General features: G+C 38.3%; 11 protein-coding genes and 2 tRNA genes. 8 read left to right on the top strand and 5 right to left on the bottom strand.

Annotation, left to right across the window (positions count from 1 at the left end):
• Positions 1–118: 118 nt before the first annotated feature.
• Together J3U64_RS05125 and galU are read left to right on the top strand one after the other, a co-directional pair.
• On the top strand, positions 119–1,765 hold the full coding sequence (locus J3U64_RS05125) for a dihydroxyacetone kinase subunit DhaK (RefSeq protein WP_267408532.1): 1,647 nt from the start codon (positions 119–121) through the stop codon (positions 1,763–1,765).
• A gap of 156 nt (positions 1,766–1,921) precedes the next feature.
• Positions 1,922–2,803, top strand: coding sequence for a UTP--glucose-1-phosphate uridylyltransferase GalU (gene galU, locus J3U64_RS05120; protein ID WP_267408531.1), 882 nt, complete (start codon positions 1,922–1,924; stop codon positions 2,801–2,803).
• A gap of 34 nt (positions 2,804–2,837) precedes the next feature.
• Here galU and J3U64_RS05115 read toward each other — a convergent pair whose 3' ends face one another.
• Positions 2,838–3,827 carry an RluA family pseudouridine synthase gene (locus J3U64_RS05115; protein ID WP_267408530.1) on the bottom strand — a complete coding sequence of 330 codons (990 nt, stop codon included), beginning with the start codon at positions 3,825–3,827 and terminating at the stop codon, positions 2,838–2,840.
• 563 nt (positions 3,828–4,390) lie between these two features.
• On the opposite strand from J3U64_RS05115, the gene J3U64_RS05110 reads away from it, so the two are divergent.
• The 3 genes from J3U64_RS05110 (at position 4,391) to J3U64_RS05100 (ending at position 10,799) form a co-directional block, all read left to right on the top strand.
• Positions 4,391–7,129 (top strand): Rne/Rng family ribonuclease, encoded by a 2,739-nt coding sequence (locus tag J3U64_RS05110; RefSeq protein WP_267408529.1) that lies wholly within the window; start codon positions 4,391–4,393, stop codon positions 7,127–7,129.
• Positions 7,130–7,629: 500 nt separating this feature from the next.
• Positions 7,630–8,748, top strand: coding sequence for a porin (locus J3U64_RS05105; RefSeq protein WP_267408528.1), 1,119 nt, complete (start codon positions 7,630–7,632; stop codon positions 8,746–8,748).
• A gap of 932 nt (positions 8,749–9,680) precedes the next feature.
• Positions 9,681–10,799 (top strand): porin, encoded by a 1,119-nt coding sequence (locus J3U64_RS05100; protein ID WP_267408527.1) that lies wholly within the window; start codon positions 9,681–9,683, stop codon positions 10,797–10,799.
• A gap of 155 nt (positions 10,800–10,954) precedes the next feature.
• Here J3U64_RS05100 and J3U64_RS05095 read toward each other — a convergent pair whose 3' ends face one another.
• Both J3U64_RS05095 and pyrE read right to left on the bottom strand, forming a co-directional pair.
• Positions 10,955–11,524 carry a DedA family protein gene (locus J3U64_RS05095; protein ID WP_267408526.1) on the bottom strand — a complete coding sequence of 190 codons (570 nt, stop codon included), beginning with the start codon at positions 11,522–11,524 and terminating at the stop codon, positions 10,955–10,957.
• A 90-nt stretch (positions 11,525–11,614) separates the two neighbouring features.
• Positions 11,615–12,253 carry an orotate phosphoribosyltransferase gene (gene pyrE / locus J3U64_RS05090; RefSeq protein WP_267408525.1) on the bottom strand — a complete coding sequence of 213 codons (639 nt, stop codon included), beginning with the start codon at positions 12,251–12,253 and terminating at the stop codon, positions 11,615–11,617.
• 74 nt (positions 12,254–12,327) lie between these two features.
• On the opposite strand from pyrE, the gene J3U64_RS05085 reads away from it, so the two are divergent.
• The 3 genes from J3U64_RS05085 (at position 12,328) to J3U64_RS05075 (ending at position 13,852) form a co-directional block, all read left to right on the top strand.
• The gene (locus J3U64_RS05085; protein WP_100140444.1) at positions 12,328–13,098 is read left to right on the top strand and encodes an exodeoxyribonuclease III; all 771 of its coding nucleotides are present in this window, start codon (positions 12,328–12,330) and stop codon (positions 13,096–13,098) included.
• 600 nt (positions 13,099–13,698) lie between these two features.
• Positions 13,699–13,774, top strand: a tRNA-Asn gene (locus J3U64_RS05080).
• A gap of 2 nt (positions 13,775–13,776) precedes the next feature.
• Positions 13,777–13,852 (top strand) — tRNA-Lys (locus J3U64_RS05075).
• A gap of 705 nt (positions 13,853–14,557) precedes the next feature.
• Here J3U64_RS05075 and J3U64_RS05070 read toward each other — a convergent pair.
• Both J3U64_RS05070 and J3U64_RS05065 read right to left on the bottom strand, forming a co-directional pair.
• On the bottom strand, positions 14,558–15,463 hold the full coding sequence (locus tag J3U64_RS05070) for a glycosyltransferase family 2 protein (RefSeq protein WP_267408524.1): 906 nt from the start codon (positions 15,461–15,463) through the stop codon (positions 14,558–14,560).
• On the bottom strand, positions 15,460–16,782 hold the full coding sequence (locus J3U64_RS05065) for a hypothetical protein (protein WP_100151776.1): 1,323 nt from the start codon (positions 16,780–16,782) through the stop codon (positions 15,460–15,462). Before J3U64_RS05065 ends, J3U64_RS05070 begins: the two co-directional genes overlap by 4 nt.
• Between the last annotated feature and the right edge of the window lie 92 nt (positions 16,783–16,874).

The raw sequence follows: 16,874 nt of genomic DNA, 5'->3' as shown, positions 1-16,874 counted from the left end.
TGCTTTAAATGCCGATGAAGTTTGATATAAGGAAAGCAGTAAATATTTTTTTCGACCTTATGAATTTTTTGATTCGAATATTGCCTGTTGTCTATACTCATAATCATTTTGGAAAATCATGTCCAGATTCTTTTTTAACAATCGTAAACAATTAATTGATGAAGCCATTGAAGGTTTGGTGATTTCTGCACCACATGGCAATCTTGTCAAGCTGGATACTGATCCGGCTATCAGAATAGTGGCTCGCAATGACTGGGATAAAAGCCGTGTAGCTGTAATTTCCGGCGGTGGTTCGGGACATGAACCGGCTCATGCTGGGTTTGTGGGCAAAGGTATGTTAACGGCGGCTGTATGCGGTGATTTGTTTGCTTCCCCGAGTGTTGATGCTGTGTTTAACGCCATTGTAGCTGTCACTGGTGAACAGGGTTGTTTGCTGATTGTGAAAAATTATACTGGGGACAGATTAAATTTTGGACTGGCAGCAGAAAAAGCCAAAAGCCATGGCTTGAAAGTGGAAATGGTCATTGTGGCTGACGATATTTCCCTGCCGGAAAATCGCCAGCCACGCGGTGTGGCAGGCACGGTGCTCGTTCACAAAATTGCAGGCTATGCTGCTGAGGAAGGAAAGTCACTAGCACAGGTTCGCGCATTGGCTCAACAGGCTTGTGATAATCTTTGGAGTCTGGGTCTGGCCATGCAAACCTGTCATCTGCCAGACTATATGGAAGAAACACGGATCAAAGACGGGCAGGTAGAGCTTGGATTAGGTATACATGGTGAACCCGGTGCGTCGGTGGTTAATACTCAAAACAGCAAAATTCTTATCGATAATTTGGTGAAGTCTTTACAGCATTCGGCTGGTAAGGGGCGTTTTGCCGTTTTGATCAATAATCTCGGTGGAGTGTCATCTCTGGAAATGGCTTTGCTAACACGTGAAGTAGCACATTCCTCAATCAGTGGGCAGACTGATTGGCTGATTGGTCCTGCTTCGATGGTTACATCGCTGGATATGAAAGGTTTCTCCCTTTCTATACTCAGATTAAATGATTATTTTGTTCAGGCACTGAATGCTCCGGTAGAAACACAAGGATGGCAGAAGCCGGTTGCTTTAAAACCTTTAAAAAAGCTTGCCTGCCAGCCCGTATTAAAGCAGTCTGAATACAAGCCATCTGAAAATGCGTTGGCTGCTGCTTGTATTACAGCTATAACAGATAAACTGATTGGACTGGAAAGTCGACTTAATGCATTGGATGCTAAAGTAGGTGATGGTGATACAGGTACCACTTTTGCGCATGGTGCTCATGCTATAGCACAGCAGCTGACACAGCAGCAGTTACCACTTAACGATTTGTCCCAGTTATTACTGTGTATCGGTGAGCGACTTGCAATAGTCATGGGGGGGTCAAGCGGGGTGCTGATGTCGATTTTCTTCACTGCTGCCGGACAGCATTTACAAAAGGGAAATACGCTGATAGAAGCATTGTTAAACGGGCTGACACAGATGAAACATTATGGCGGTGCCGATTTAGGTGACCGTACTTTGATTGATGCTTTACAGCCGGCTTTGCAAAGCTGGCAACAACATGGTATTAAGGCTTCGGTACAGGCTGCTAGAGAGGGTGCTGATAAAACCGCAGATATGCATAAAGCCGGAGCTGGGCGTTCATCTTATGTTAACAAACAGAATCTAGTCAGTGTACCTGATCCGGGTGCAGTGGCTGTGGCTGAGGTGTTTACTGTATTGACTGAATTGGATAATAAATAGTCGAACTATATATATTTAACCGCGAAAAATTTTCAACCAATAAAAATTACTTATTATTCAGATAATATATAACAGTATTTATATTATAAGTTTAATACAAATCGTTATCCTCGTGAACGTCATATATGTGATTGATTTGCAAGAATGGAAAAAGAGATGAAAGCAGTTATCCCAGTTGCTGGTTTAGGAACTCGAATGTTGCCGGCTACAAAAGCCATCCCTAAAGAAATGCTAACGGTGGCAGACAAACCGTTAATTCAGTATATCGTAAAGGAGTGTGCACAAGCAGGAATTAAGCAAATTGTGCTGGTTAACCATGCTTCTAAAACCGCAATTGAAAATCATTTCGATACTGCGTTTGAGTTGGAAACGCAGTTACAGAACAAGGGTAAAACTGCGTTGCTGGCAGAAACCCGTGCCGTGCTGCCTCCTGATGTTCAAATTATTCAGGTACGACAAAGTGAAGCAAAAGGACTGGGTCATGCTATGCTGTGTGCGCGTTCTGTGATTGGTAACGAACCGTTTGCCGTCTTACTGCCGGATGTGCTCATAGATGAAAGTGCCTGCAATCTGGCAACAGATAATCTGGCAGCGATGGTAAAGCATTTCAGAGACACACAACGTAGCCAGATTATGGTTGAGCGCGTGCCGATGAGTGAAGTAAATAAGTACGGTATAGTGGATTGTCATCAGCAACAGGTCGAGGAGGGATGTAGTATAGCTATGACAGCCATTATTGAAAAACCTGCGCTGGAAGAGGCTCCATCTGATATGGCTGTCGTGGGCCGCTACGTGCTTTCTGCCAGTATCTGGCCGCTACTGGAAAAAACATTGCCTGGGGCTGGTGGTGAAATTCAGCTGACTGATGCTATAGCTGCATTAATGCAGCAGGAAGCAGTAGATGCATTTGTTATACAGGGCTATTCACATGACTGCGGCGATAAGCTTGGTTATATGAAAACATTTATAGAATACAGCCTGCGACATGACAAATGCGGTGCTCAGCTTAAAAATTGGTTACAACAGCAAACATTTTAAAAACCGAAATCGGTTTAAATGTGGGCGGATAATCCTAATCTGGAGCAGATGGTAAGCTAAGCAAAAACTGTTGTAACTCATCTGGTAAAGGGGCGATAAGGTGTAATATATCGCCACTGACCGGATGAGGAAGTGTTAATTCAGATGCATGTAAAAACATTCTTTTCAACCCTGCTTTTTGCAGGCGTTTGTTTATTTGATAATCTCCATAGCGCTCATCACCAGCAATCGGACACTGTTGCGATTGCATATGTACACGTATTTGATGAGTGCGACCTGTTTTCAACGTAGCTTCCATTAAAGTAAGAGATTTAATTCCTGTAGCGTATAGCTGCTGTCCTGCAAACCTTTGCAGTACACGAAACAGAGTATGTGCACGCTGACCTTCCTGATTATTGCCGGTAACACGTACCATTTTTTCACCCTGAGCCCCAGTGTATTTTATAAGAGGGAGTTTTACATGTTGTACTTTTTCTGGCCAAAATCCGACTGAAAGTGCCTGATAGACCTTGTGTGGATGGTTTTGTCTGATTGATTCGTGCAACTTAACCAAAGCACTGCGTTTTTTCGCAATCATAAGCAATCCGCTAGTGTCTTTATCCAGCCGGTGTACCAGTTCCAGATAACGTGCATCAGGACGGGCACGGCGCAGCTGCTCAATAACACCAAAACTAACGCCGCTACCACCATGAACCGCGACGCCGGATGGTTTGTTTATAACCAGCAAAACATCGTCTTCATAAATGATTTCAAATTCATGTGCTGGAATTGCTAAATAATCAGGGCAAGCCATTCTGTCGGCAACACGAATGGGTGGTAAACGGATTTCATCGTTAACGGCAATTCGGTCAGTTCCTTTGCAGCGTTTTTTGTTCAAACGAACCTCACCACTGCGGATGATGCGCTGTATATGACTCTTTGGCACACCTTTTAATTCCCGTATCAAATAATTATCTAGTCGCTGTCCAGCACTTTCGGCACCGACAGATAAAAACTGCACTGAATCTTTGCTTAAAACCGTCATATTGCTTATAATCCGTAAGCTTTTATAAATAAATAAAAGTCATCAGTTGTTTTCGCCGTAAGTATTCACGGCAAGCAAGACTGAACCATAAAAAGGCGCATTTGGCCCGGAGCTGAAAAACGCATGTAATCGTTTTTTGGCTGCAAACAATGAAATGTTAACGTATTTACTGGAAAAACGCACTGTTGCAGGCGTATTTCCCCATGTTGCTGACCAGCCCTCGGCAGCAAGGGTTAGTGATTAAGTTTGACTCCATCAGGTGGCAAGCCACGGCTTCAGACGTCATCGGGCAGGACAAAACCGGATAACGCAGCCGCTACTGAGCCCAAGCACCTGGCTGAATAACAGAAGACTGGCTCCCCCGATTAAGTGCTTGGATTGTTTGTAAAATTATCCAGTACATGCTGTTCAGAAAGCATAATGATACTGAATAGTCAAAACGCTCTTTATACCTTCTTTATGATGAAAGCCTGCTTAATTTGCCGTATATAAAACAATCTGGCAAGGCTACGGGTGTCAAATACTAATTACAACGCCTCGTCAGTGCACATAACGAGGTATTCATGAAACGAATGTTATTCAATGCCACGCAGGCAGAAGAATTGCGCGTGGCTATTGTAGATGGACAAAGTCTACTTGATCTTGACATCGAAACACTGGGTAAGGAACAGCGTAAAGGCAATATCTACAAAGGTATCATTACTCGCATTGAACCTTCACTGGAGGCTTGTTTCGTTGACTATGGCACAGATCGCCATGGTTTTTTACCATTCAAGGAAATATCGCGCAGCTATTTTCAGAATTATGAAGGTGGACGGGCTCGTATACAGGATGTCTTGTCCGAAGGCGTAGAAGTCATTGTACAAGTGGAAAAGGATGAGCGAGGGAACAAAGGTGCAGCGCTAACCACTTTTATTAGCCTGGCCGGACGCTATCTGGTATTGATGCCCAATAATCCTCGAGGTGGTGGTGTGTCACGCCGAATTGAAGGTGAAGATCGGCAGGAACTCAAGCAGGCTATGAGTGAGCTGGATACCCCGCGTGGTATGAGTCTGATTGCACGTACTGCCGGTATTGGTCGCAGTACAGAAGAATTGCAATGGGATTTAAATTATCTGGTACAGCTATGGCGAGCCATTGAGCAGGCCGCACAACAGCACAACAAACCTTATCTGCTGTTTATGGAAAGCTCACTACTTATTCGTGCCATACGCGATTACTTCCAGCCTGATATTGGAGAAATACTGATTGATTCGCAGGAAGTATATGATCAGATCCGTGAGTTCATGTCCTATGTGATGCCGGCATATATTAGTCGCTTACGTCATTATACTGACCATACTCCGCTTTTTTCTCGTTTTCAGATAGAACAGCAGATTGAGTCTGCTTTTTCCCGTGAAGTTGCCCTCCCGTCCGGTGGTGCCATCGTCATTGATCATACTGAAGCGTTAGTCTCCATTGATGTAAACTCTGCCCGAGCCACCCGTGGAGCAGATATAGAAGACACAGCATTCAAAACTAATATGGAGGCAGCCGAAGAAGTTGCCCGTCAGATGCGCGTACGTGATCTTGGCGGATTAGTTGTGATTGACTTCATAGACATGGAAAATAGTAAAAACCAGCGTGATGTTGAAACCACCTTGCGCGAAGCCTTGAAAAAAGATCGTGCACGGGTACAGATGGCTAAGTTGTCGCGTTTTGGTTTAATGGAATTATCGCGACAACGTCTGAAGCCTTCTCTTGGTGAAAGTAGCCATACCATTTGCCCGCGCTGTGCCGGTACTGGTTCCATTCGTAGTATTGAATCAACAGCATTACATATTCTCCGCATCATTCAGGAAGAATCAATGAAAGATAACACTGCCGAAGTACGCGTACAGGTACCGGTAGATGTGGCTACTTTTCTCTTAAATGAAAAGCGTGCTGAGTTATTCGGATTGGAAGAGCGGCTGGATGTATGCGTGTTACTGATTCCGAATATTCATCTCGAAAACCCGCATTACAGTGTTATACGTGTTCGTACTGATAACATAGAAGAAAATACAGTTCCCAGTTACCATCAAGTGCAGGAACCTGAAAACATTGGTGAACTACCATTTTCAATTGGACAGAACAAACCTGTTAGACCTGAAGCAGCAGTGAAAGGGATACATCATACCCAGCCGGCTCCGGTTATTGAGAAGGTAGTTGTAGAAAAAGATACTGCACCGGGTATGTGGAAAAAACTTTCAGGATGGCTGGGTAATCTTTTCAGTGCAAAACCAGCCGTTCCAGTTTCGCCAAGTGCTTCTCATGCTGAAAGAACTATTAAATCCAGACAGCAGAAAAATCAGCCACACGAACGCCGACAGTCGCGCACTAGCCGTCTCTCTAAAAATGCCGAAATAGCTAAAAAAAGCGAGCATTATTCTGAAAATAAAACACAAGCAACTCACATAGCGGCAGTTCGTACTGCAAATGAGCAGCGTAATCGTCGTGAAGAAAAACGTTCTGACAAATATGATTTATCTCAGACGGAAACGTCATCCGAAATCAGTCAGGAAAGCAGTAGTATCAGGCATGAGCAAAATAATTCTCGCCGTCGTCGTCAGCGTACTTCTGGCAAAAATGAAGTTCCAGCCCAGCAAGTAAATAATGTTGAAATAATTGACGAAACTCAGACAACTGATCCCTTGATTATTACCTTGTCGGGCGGAGAGGCAAAAAATGAACGCCATAAATCACGACATGATAAAAACAGCCGGCGACAGAATGGTAAGAAAAAACGCAGCTACATCATTTCAGCACGTAAAATCAGCCGCAATATTGATATCCATGCTATAGCTGCGCAAGTGCAGCAGACTACTGAGCACGTACTTCATCCTGAAAATATTGGAAATCAAGCTGCTGATTGCTCAGTTCAGTCAGCTCATCCGTATATAGATGACAATATCTTGGTACAGCAGGCAGTAGCACAAGCTAAGAATGTGATTACTCATGTTCTGGCTCAGATGGAGTCAGTTCAGTATTCTGCGACCTCTGATAAACCGGTAAAATTAGGCACAGCATCTACCGTACAAACTAAACAGCCAGAAGCCGATCAGTTGATTGTAAGCATCCCTGAAACAGCAGAAATAGAATTGTCTCAAATTGCCGAATTGGGTGGGCTTATACTGGTTGAAACCAGTACAAATATTATTGTCTCCGATAATAGTGAAAGTTCCACTCAATCTAAATTACGACGCAAAGATAGATTACAGAGTCAACCAGACGCAGTGCAAGGTACACCTGTCAAACTGGAACAGATTGAAACTAGAATATAGATTTGTTTATCTTGAACTTGATAATCTTAATTCTGCTCGTTTAATAAGACTTAGCGAAACGGGCAGAATTTCGGCGTGTCTTTATGGGTTGACGATTTTGGTAGTTAAAAGTATGGTGAAAACTACCTAGTGATAAAATCAGTAGCAAAATACATAAGATTTGTCTGATTCATAACATGCCAACTGCCCAATATGATTATTTATTTCAATTAATGTGTTGAAAAACTACAACACTTTAAAAAAGAATAATAAATTATTTTAATGTATTATTATCAAAATAAATATATGATTTTATTGAATTATATAGTGGATTAACTGTTATTTGTCGCGGTACAGGTTGCTAAAAGTGTTGTGTGTTTGCAAATGAATTTGTTTTTTTGCAACTAAAGCATTATATTGACAGCCATGAAATCGCTAACGCGGCGATTAATGCAAAACTTTAAAAGCTCTTCATTAGGTTTTTGAAGTTTGTTTTTTCGACATAGAAAAGGAATACAGCAATGAAAAAAACCCTGATTGCTTTGGCTTTGACCACTTTGCCGGTTGCCGCTATGGCTGAGGTTGTTTTGTATGGCCAAATGAAAGCAGGCTATGAAGTTTCTTCTACTAAATCTAGCGGTGAATCACGTGGCCCATACCAGAATGGTATTGGTGACTATGGTTCACGTATCGGCTTCAAAGGTTCTGAAGACCTTGGCCATGGCTTGAAAGCTATCTGGCAGGTAGAATCCCGTATTCATTTGGGTAATAGTGATGGCGGTTCTGATGGCTGGGCTAACCGTGACTCTTTCATAGGTCTGCAAACTGATTTCGGTACTATCCGTGCTGGTCGTATCAGCAATGCCATTAACGCTAATATGGACGTTGTAGATGCTTGGGAATATAACAATGAAGCATTAGGTCTGGGTAAATTCACCCGTACCGATGCCCGTTATGTTGGTGTCGCCTATGATTCTCCAGAATGGGCTGGTTTCAGCTTCAACGTTTTGTACTCTCCACGTGACAACGTGAATGGTGGCGATCGTAACGCAGAATACGAGCGTGGTATCGGTTCTGGTGACAAATACAGTGCTGGTTTGAACTACCACAACTCTGGTTTCTATGCTAAATACGGTTTTGACTACCTGAAAAACTCTGCTGTTAAATTAGATGGTTTGAAATCAGACCTGAAAGATGGTCAGGTTCACCGTGTTGAAGGTGGCTACGATGCTAACAACTTGTTTGTTGGTGTTGGCTATCAGTACACCAAAAATACCAGTTCTTACTTCCGTGGTTTGAATGATCTGAGTATCGTTAACCCAACTACTAAAGAAAAACTTGATGTTGGTGATCACAAACTGACTGAAGACAATCAGGGTCAGGAAGCCGCTCTGACTGTTGGCTACCACTTTGGTAACATTTTCCCGAAAATCTCTTATGCTCATGGCTGGGATGTAAAAGTTAATGGTACTAAAGAGAAAAACACTAAATACGATCAGGTTGTGTTAGGTGCTGACTATGACTTCTCTAAACGCACTACCGCTAATGTACAGGCTGGTTGGTTGCGTGAAGGTAACGGCGAAGGCTTAGGTAAAGACAAAACTACTGCCTTTGGTGTTGGCTTGAAACACACTTTCTAATTGGTTGTTAATACATACTGATTAGTATTTAAAATTAATCCCCGACAGTAGAACACTTAAAAACTGTTCTTAGTCGGGGATTAATTTATATAAAATTTATTTATTAAATCTATCAGTCAGAATATCTATTGTAGAGCATAGTAGATCGAATAGTTTCTTTATTCATTAGTAGTTGTTATATTCATCAAGTAATATAAGAATAAATATTGATTAGAATTTTGAAAATAGAAAAGCCTATCCACACTTAAAGGCTGTACTGTAACATCAATATAAAATCATTAGTACAATAAGAAAGTGTCTATGTATATTTAATGATTTTTCATGTAAATCATTCATCTGAATGGTCATTATCTTCTGTACTGGGATATTTAATTTTTATATTGTCAATTAAAGAGAATATATTTCTTCCTCAATCAATTTTACTTACTAATATGTAATAAAAATTGCAATCTACAAATTTATGTTGAATAGTTAATCATCAGCAACGATTTATAAATAAGAATTTTCTGATAAGCACTTTGTAGTTTTAATATATGCCTAGGTATCAGCTAAAGATTCAATATTGCTTATCAAAAACCGTAATAAAAGTGTTGTAACTGACTTTTCTAAATAAAAATTTTCAAATATCTAAAAATATACTTCAGATGGTGATTAGTGTGAACATAATGCATGAATCAGTGCATCTAAATATCAATTCAAAGGTTATTACGACTATTTAAAAACATTTCTGATATTTATTTATACGTATTTTACTTAATCAGTTACCAGTAGAATTTTCTCATGCTCGAAATCAAATCTGAAGGTTTGCTTTTTTAATATCCGACCTTTATATTCCGCACACTCGTCATTTTGACGATTGATCTAAAACTTCAAAAGTGCTTCATTTGGTTTTTGAGGTTTGTATTATTGACGTTGAAACTAGGAATACAGTAATGAAAAAAACCCTGATTGCTTTAGCTTTAACTACATTACCGGTTGCTGCTATGGCAGAGGTTATTTTGTACGGCCAAATGAAAGCAGGCTATGAAACTTCTTCCACTAAAACCAGCGGAGAAAGCCGTGGTCCATACCAGAATGGTATTGCTGACTATGGTTCAAGAATTGGCTTTAAAGGCTCTGATGATTTAGGTAACGGTCTGAAAGCTATTTGGCAGGTAGAATCTGCTATTCATTTGGGTAACAATGATGGTAAAGCTGATGGTTGGGCTAACCGTGACTCTTTCATCGGATTGCAAGGGGATTTCGGTACGGTCCGAGCTGGTCGCATCAGTAATGCCATGAAGGCCAATATGGATGCAGTGGATCCTTGGGAATACAACAACCAGGTTTTAGGTTTGGGTAAATTTACCCGTACTGGAGCACGTTATGTAGGTATTGCTTACAATTCTCCAGAGTTTGCTGGCTTCAAATTAAGCGCTTTATATTCTCCACGCGATAACGTTAATGGCGGCGATCGCAATGCGGAATACGATCATGGTATTGGCTCCGGCGATAAATATAGTGTTGGAGTGAATTATCAGAATGCTGGTTATTTTGCAAAATATGGTTTTGATTACCTGAAAAACTCTGCTGTTAAAGTAGATGGTCTAAAAAAAGATATGAAAGATGGACAGGTACACCGTATTGAAGGCGGTTACGATGCTAACAACTTATTTGTTGGTGTGGGCTATCAATACACCAAAAATACCAGCTCTTACTTCCGTGGCCTGAACAATCTGAGTATCGTAGATCCGGCTACAAAAGAAAAAGTTGATGTTGGTGACCATCGCTTGACTATGGACAATCAGGGTCAGGAAGCTGCTCTGACAGTAGGCTACTACTTTGGTAATATTTTCCCGAAAATTTCCTATGTCCATGGCTGGGATGTAAAAATCAACGGTACCAAAGAGAAAAATACCAAATACGATCAGGTTGTACTTGGTGCTGACTATGCATTCTCTAAAAGTACAACCGCTAACGTACAAGCAGGCTGGTTGCGCGAAGGTAACGGCGAAAGTAATGGTAAAGACAAAACTACCGCCTTTGGTGTAGGCTTAAAACACACATTCTAATCCAGGTTTAGAATCTGAATTTAGAAGAAAAAACCCGCTGATGCGGGTTTTTTCTTACTTACTTATTTACTTATATTGAAAAAAATTTGAATCAATCAATTATTCAAGTTAAACATTTTATATAGGTTGCATACACCTGCTTAGCGAAAAATAAATCAGTCTTGTTTACTGTGCCGATGTTTAATATAAAGATAAACAGCCAGAACTATTGCAGCTATCAACAGAGCAACAACTAAAGCAATTACGGTATATTGCTCAAGCTGTGTAAACAACCACTGTGCAGATTGTCCGAATACATAGCCAAAACTCACAATTATAGTTGCCCAGATCAATGCGCCCAGTAAATTAAGCAGAATAAAGCGACGGAAAGGTACTTTGCTCATACCAATGGCTATGGGACCAGCGATCCGCAGTCCATACATAAAACGTACCCCTATAATAATCAATGAACTATGTTTACAAAGAAGTCGGTCAGTTTTCCGTACCATTGGATCCAATTTAGGAAAATGTTGTATTAGACGCGTACCATAATAGCGACCAAGAAAAAAACACAACTGGTCTCCCAGCATACCACCACCGGCAGCACATAATATAGAAGGTAAAAATAGCAGATAACCCTTATGCACAAAAAAGCCAGCCAAGGTCAAAATGGTTTCACCTTCAAGAATACTGCCAATAAAGATGGCCATATAGCCATAATGACTAAGTAATTGTTCAACATTCATCTGGTCAATACCAGCTAAAGATAATCAAATTGTAAACATAAGATTGTATGAATCATTCATGCAATCCTTTTTGCTAGAACCAGACAAATTTTACACACCATATTGCTGTCTGTATTCAGTCACCGGCTGATGAAAACTAGCCAAAGCTGAATCATTTTCCAATAGACGAAGCAAATCATCCAGAGTAGCGATAGCCAACACTGGAATCTGATATTGCTGCTGTACTTCCTGAACAGCAGATTGCATACCTTGGCCTTTTTCCATTCGGTCCAGTGCAATGGCTACTCCGGCAGCAGTTGCCCTTTCACGCTGAATAATTGTTACCGACTCACGAACCGAAGTACCAGCTGAAATGACATCATCAATAATCAGTACGCGCCCCTGTAAAGGTGCACCAACTAATACACCACCTTCACCATGATCTTTGGCTTCTTTACGGTTATATGCGTAAGGTACATTACGTCCTCGTTCTGCCAGCATCATCGCTGTTGCCGCAGCCAGAATAATGCCTTTATAGGCTGGTCCGAACAGCATATCAAATTCAATTTTGCTTTCCAGAATAGAACGAGCATAAAACCGTGCCAGATGCAAAATACTATAGCCATCATTAAAGAGACCGGCATTGAAAAAATAGGGCGTTTGTCTGCCCGCTTTAGTAGTAAACTGGCCAAATTTTAAAACCTTCTGTTGCAAGGCAAAATGCAGAAAATCCTGACGAAAATCAGACATGACTATCCTTAATGATAAAATGGAATACAAAAACTTAAGCATTAAATTTTATCATCAAACGAAAGGACATGCGGATGCGCATCATCTCTGCCAACGTTAATGGAATACGTTCTGCAACCAGTAAAGGTTTTATTGATTATCTTGCTCTGGCTCAGGCAGATATCGTGTGTGTACAGGAACTAAAGGCGCAGGAAGCTGATATGACAGAAGAGATGAAGCATCCACTGGGCATGCATGGGGCGTGGCATACCGCTCTTAAACGAGGTTACAGTGGTGTGGCTATATATAGTAAACAGCAGCCGGATGCTATTCAAATTGGATTAGGTTGGGAGGATTTTGACAAAGAAGGCCGATACGTGCGTGCAGATTTTGGTCAATTGACAGTTATTTCATTATATATGCCTTCTGGCAGTAGTTCAGAAGAGCGACAGCAGGCTAAGTTTTGTTTTATGGATAAATTTCTGCCAATACTGCGAGACTTGCAGACATCACAACGAGATATTCTGATTTGCGGTGACTGGAATATAGCTCATCAAAATATTGATATAAAAAACTGGCGGGGTAATCTGAAGAATTCAGGTTTCTTGCCGGAAGAGCGCCAGTGGCTAAGTCAAGTAATCAATGAACTGGGCTGGGTCGATATCTGGCGCACCTTGTATCCGGAAATACCCGGTTACACATGGTGGAGCAATAGAGGGCAGGCTTATGCAAAAGATGTAGGATGGCGTATAGACTATCATTTGGCCACCCCAAATCTGGCAGCCTGTGCGCAGCAAGCAAGCATCTACAAAGATGTTAAGTTTTCTGATCATGCTCCTCTGATTGTGGATTACGCCTATCCATAGTATTAGCATAATAGAATACGAAAAGTTGAGTTATTTGTAGAGTAAAATGTATGTGGCTGGAAAAAGAAAATTGGTTTGGTCTCAGTGCATCGTTATCTAATGTCTCAATAATTGGAACATTAACCCACATATAGAAATTGAATACTGCCTTTATTGAACCGGCTTTGCTGACTATTCATATTAATTTCAAAAAATTAGCAAAATTATCACACATTAGGGTATGAAAATTCGACAGTTAATTTTGGCTGATTTTGAGTACGTATGGTTACAGCCGGTTTTATATTTGCCAAAATTTTAGCTTGGCAAAAATCTTTTATTCTGAACCAAATCAATTCAATTAAATATATTAATACAACAGTGCTGTTTAAATATGAAATCTGCTATCAGAAACCGGCTAAATTTCTTTCAAAATATTTTCTTAAATTACACTCAATAGTTATTCAGCTAATCCATCAGCTTTTACACATGAATACATCCCACGTTTTATGAATGCAAAAATTAAATGTATATTATTTCCAGTGGTTTGCATTAAAGACAATGTCTATTTAGAACGAAAGGGTTGACGAAGTGCGCAACGCCACCTATAATTCGCTCTTCCTTTCCCTGATAGCTCAGTCGGTAGAGCGACGGACTGTTAATCCGCAGGTCCCAGGTTCGAGCCCTGGTCGGGGAGCCAAAGGGTCGTTAGCTCAGTCGGTAGAGCAGCGGACTTTTAATCCGTTGGTCGAGCGTTCGAATCGCTCACGACCCACCAAATTACTGCCAACATATTTAATGTTGGCTTTTTTGTTTTCAAATTCTATTTATTATTTATTCTGTCTAATGTATATCAATAATTATGCTGTGATCAGTTGCCAGTAATTCGGCAAATATTCATATTTTTTAAAGAAGAGTACTTATGAATATTGTATAAAGTTATCTGATTTCGTTAGGGCAAAAAAATTTACTTTGATTTCTGGCCATTGTCTTCGGAAGATATTTTCGATTGTATTGATTGATTTAAATAATTATATAGTTAATTTTAATTGGTTTTAAATATGTGGGTTTAATTGACCTAACACGTAAAAATTATTGTTTTATAATAAAAATTACACATTAAATATAATTATTTCATTGTTCAGCTATTCTTAAAATATATTGGAATAAGTAATGTTTGAATGTACTCAATGCATCGGAATAATAAAAATATTGGGTTGATTTTTGATAAAAAGCATTTAATTGAAATTTATCGTATTACTACTGAGAGAAATAAATTTTATTTTTATGTATTAACTTTATCATTTATCATAGTTATTTAGATCTATGTTTACAAAATAAGCAAATAGATAGGTTTGTTCTAATAAATTTTTAAGTTTATTTAAAGAATAATATTTAATTTATAATTATATTAAGTGTATTCTTATTATTCAGGTAGCTAAGAAGCTACCTGAATTTTTATTGCATTTATAAATTTTATAATTTATTTAACATTTAAAAAACACAAGTATTTAAGTTCTTTTATACCTTTGGTGACTGTATTTAAAATAAGTCCAGAAAAGAAAGTAATAATACCTACAATTCCAATTCCTATAGATGTTATTAATGTAGGAAATCTTGGAACTAAACCAGTATTATAGTAATTAATTAAAATTGGAGTGAATAATATAAGCGATATTATTATGAATATCATTGAAATAAAACCGAATAATAATAATGGCCTTTCATGTTTACATAATTTGATGATCAGCATTAAGATGCGCATACCGTCTTTGTAGGTATTTAATTTACTCGTAGAGCCTTCTGGTCTTCCTTTATAAGGAGCTTCAATATGTCCAATAGCTACATTCAATTGGAGAGCATGTATGGCTATTTCAGTTTCAATTGCAAAGCCTTTTTCATTTGCAGGAAATGACTTTACAAATCGCTTAGAAAAAATTTTATATCCTGATAGCATATCATGAACTCGATTGCCAAATAATATTTTTACTGCTCCCGTGATTACTTTATTACCAAGTTTATGACCTGACCTATAAGCATTATTTTCAGTTTCTATTCTAATAGCATTAACTAAATCATAGTTGTTTTGTATAGCTAATTCCAACATTTTTGGCGCTATTTGGGCATCATATGTATCATCACCGTCAACCATGATATAGTAGTCCGCATCAATATCTACGAACATTTTTCTGATTACAGCTCCTTTTCCTTGAATATATTCTTCTTTAACCAAGGCTCCAGTATTTTTTGCAATTTCTTTTGTCCCATCATATGAATTGTTATCATAAACATAAATAGTTGAGTTGGGGACGGCCTTACGAAAATCATTTATAACTTTTTCAATAGTAATGGCTTCGTTATAACATGGTATTAAGACTGCCACATTCATTTCTTTGTATCCTTTATTTTATAAGTATAAAAATATATTATTGCTGCTATGCCTAAATACTGTGATGGTAATAAATATCTTAAGTCACTGGCAACACCAATAAACAAATACATTCCTATATAAAAAATACCGGAAAAGCAAAGACAATTAATCAATTTATAGTGTTGTGAATTAAAATCAAAATTTTTCTTAAATGTTTTTATAAATAATATGATTAAGACTAATAGCCATGGAAGACCACTAAGCGTATAGGAGAATAAGCTATTTTTATTCAAAAATATTTTTTTATAAATGGATTCAAATTTTTGGGATTTAGGTTCATAAGTTTTTTCGTTATCTTTGCTAGCATCGTAAAAGCCCAAATCTAAACCATATCCATATGAATTATGGTTTGTGAGAAATATTATAAAATGACTGATACGATGCTTAATATAATAATATGGATGTTTCTTAATAGAAGCTATCCATTGTTTTGTCAGTAACTCATTGACAGATTTTATATTATTACCACTATTTAATTTGTTGAGAAGAAAACTACATTTTCCCCATCCTGCATAGTTATCCCATAATTCTGACGAATAACATTTTCCCAGTACCATATCTTTCTCATGATCTGAAAGACCAATAGGAAAGTAATTTATTTTGCTAAAATGAGATATGCCTGAAATATCAAATACTTTTAGGGATATTATTGGATAATTTTTATGTGCTTTAAGTATTGTATGGTTTATTGGACTTTGAACTAAAACTAATAAAATAGATAATAAAACAGAATAACATATGATTTTTTTATTCCAATTGGAAAAAGCTAAATACATTATTATTGGAGCAGTTATGAAAGCTGCATTTGCCCTAAAAAGAGAGGTGAAGATTAACAAAAGTATTAATATAATTCTAAATATTATATTTTTATGCTTTAGATATATTGGTAATAGTCCACTAATCAATAATATTAATGTTGCAAGAAAAAAGTCTTTATAAACCCAGCCAAAATAACTAAAAAATAAAGGTGAAAAATATAAAATTAAATAAAGTAGTACAACGTACCTTTTTTTTAAGTTTGATAATAATAATACCAGTGAAAGACTATTGATAATAATTAATATAGCATATAAAGAATACTTAGTACCTGTTGTAATTAACAGAATGCGCCATATATGGCTTAATATTGGAGGGTGCCAATCTTCATAGTTATTGGTCAACGCTTGATAATATTGATTATATGTGTCGCCATATATTATGCCTGGATAAACTAAATAGATAGATAATGGTATTAAAAATATGGATATAATTAATAGATGTAAATTATATTTGTTCAAATCCTGTTTTCCTTATTATCTTAGTGTTACTAAAATAATTAAATACTAATTGCCAATAAATAATAGATTAAGTTAAAAATTAATATATGTCC

Origin of the sequence: Snodgrassella sp. B3800, assembly GCF_026535865.1 — a bacterium.
Taxonomy (GTDB): Bacteria; Pseudomonadota; Gammaproteobacteria; order Burkholderiales; family Neisseriaceae; genus Snodgrassella; species Snodgrassella alvi_E.
The sequence above is the reverse complement of the archived record's forward strand: the minus strand, read 5'-3'. Positions and strand labels throughout refer to the sequence as shown.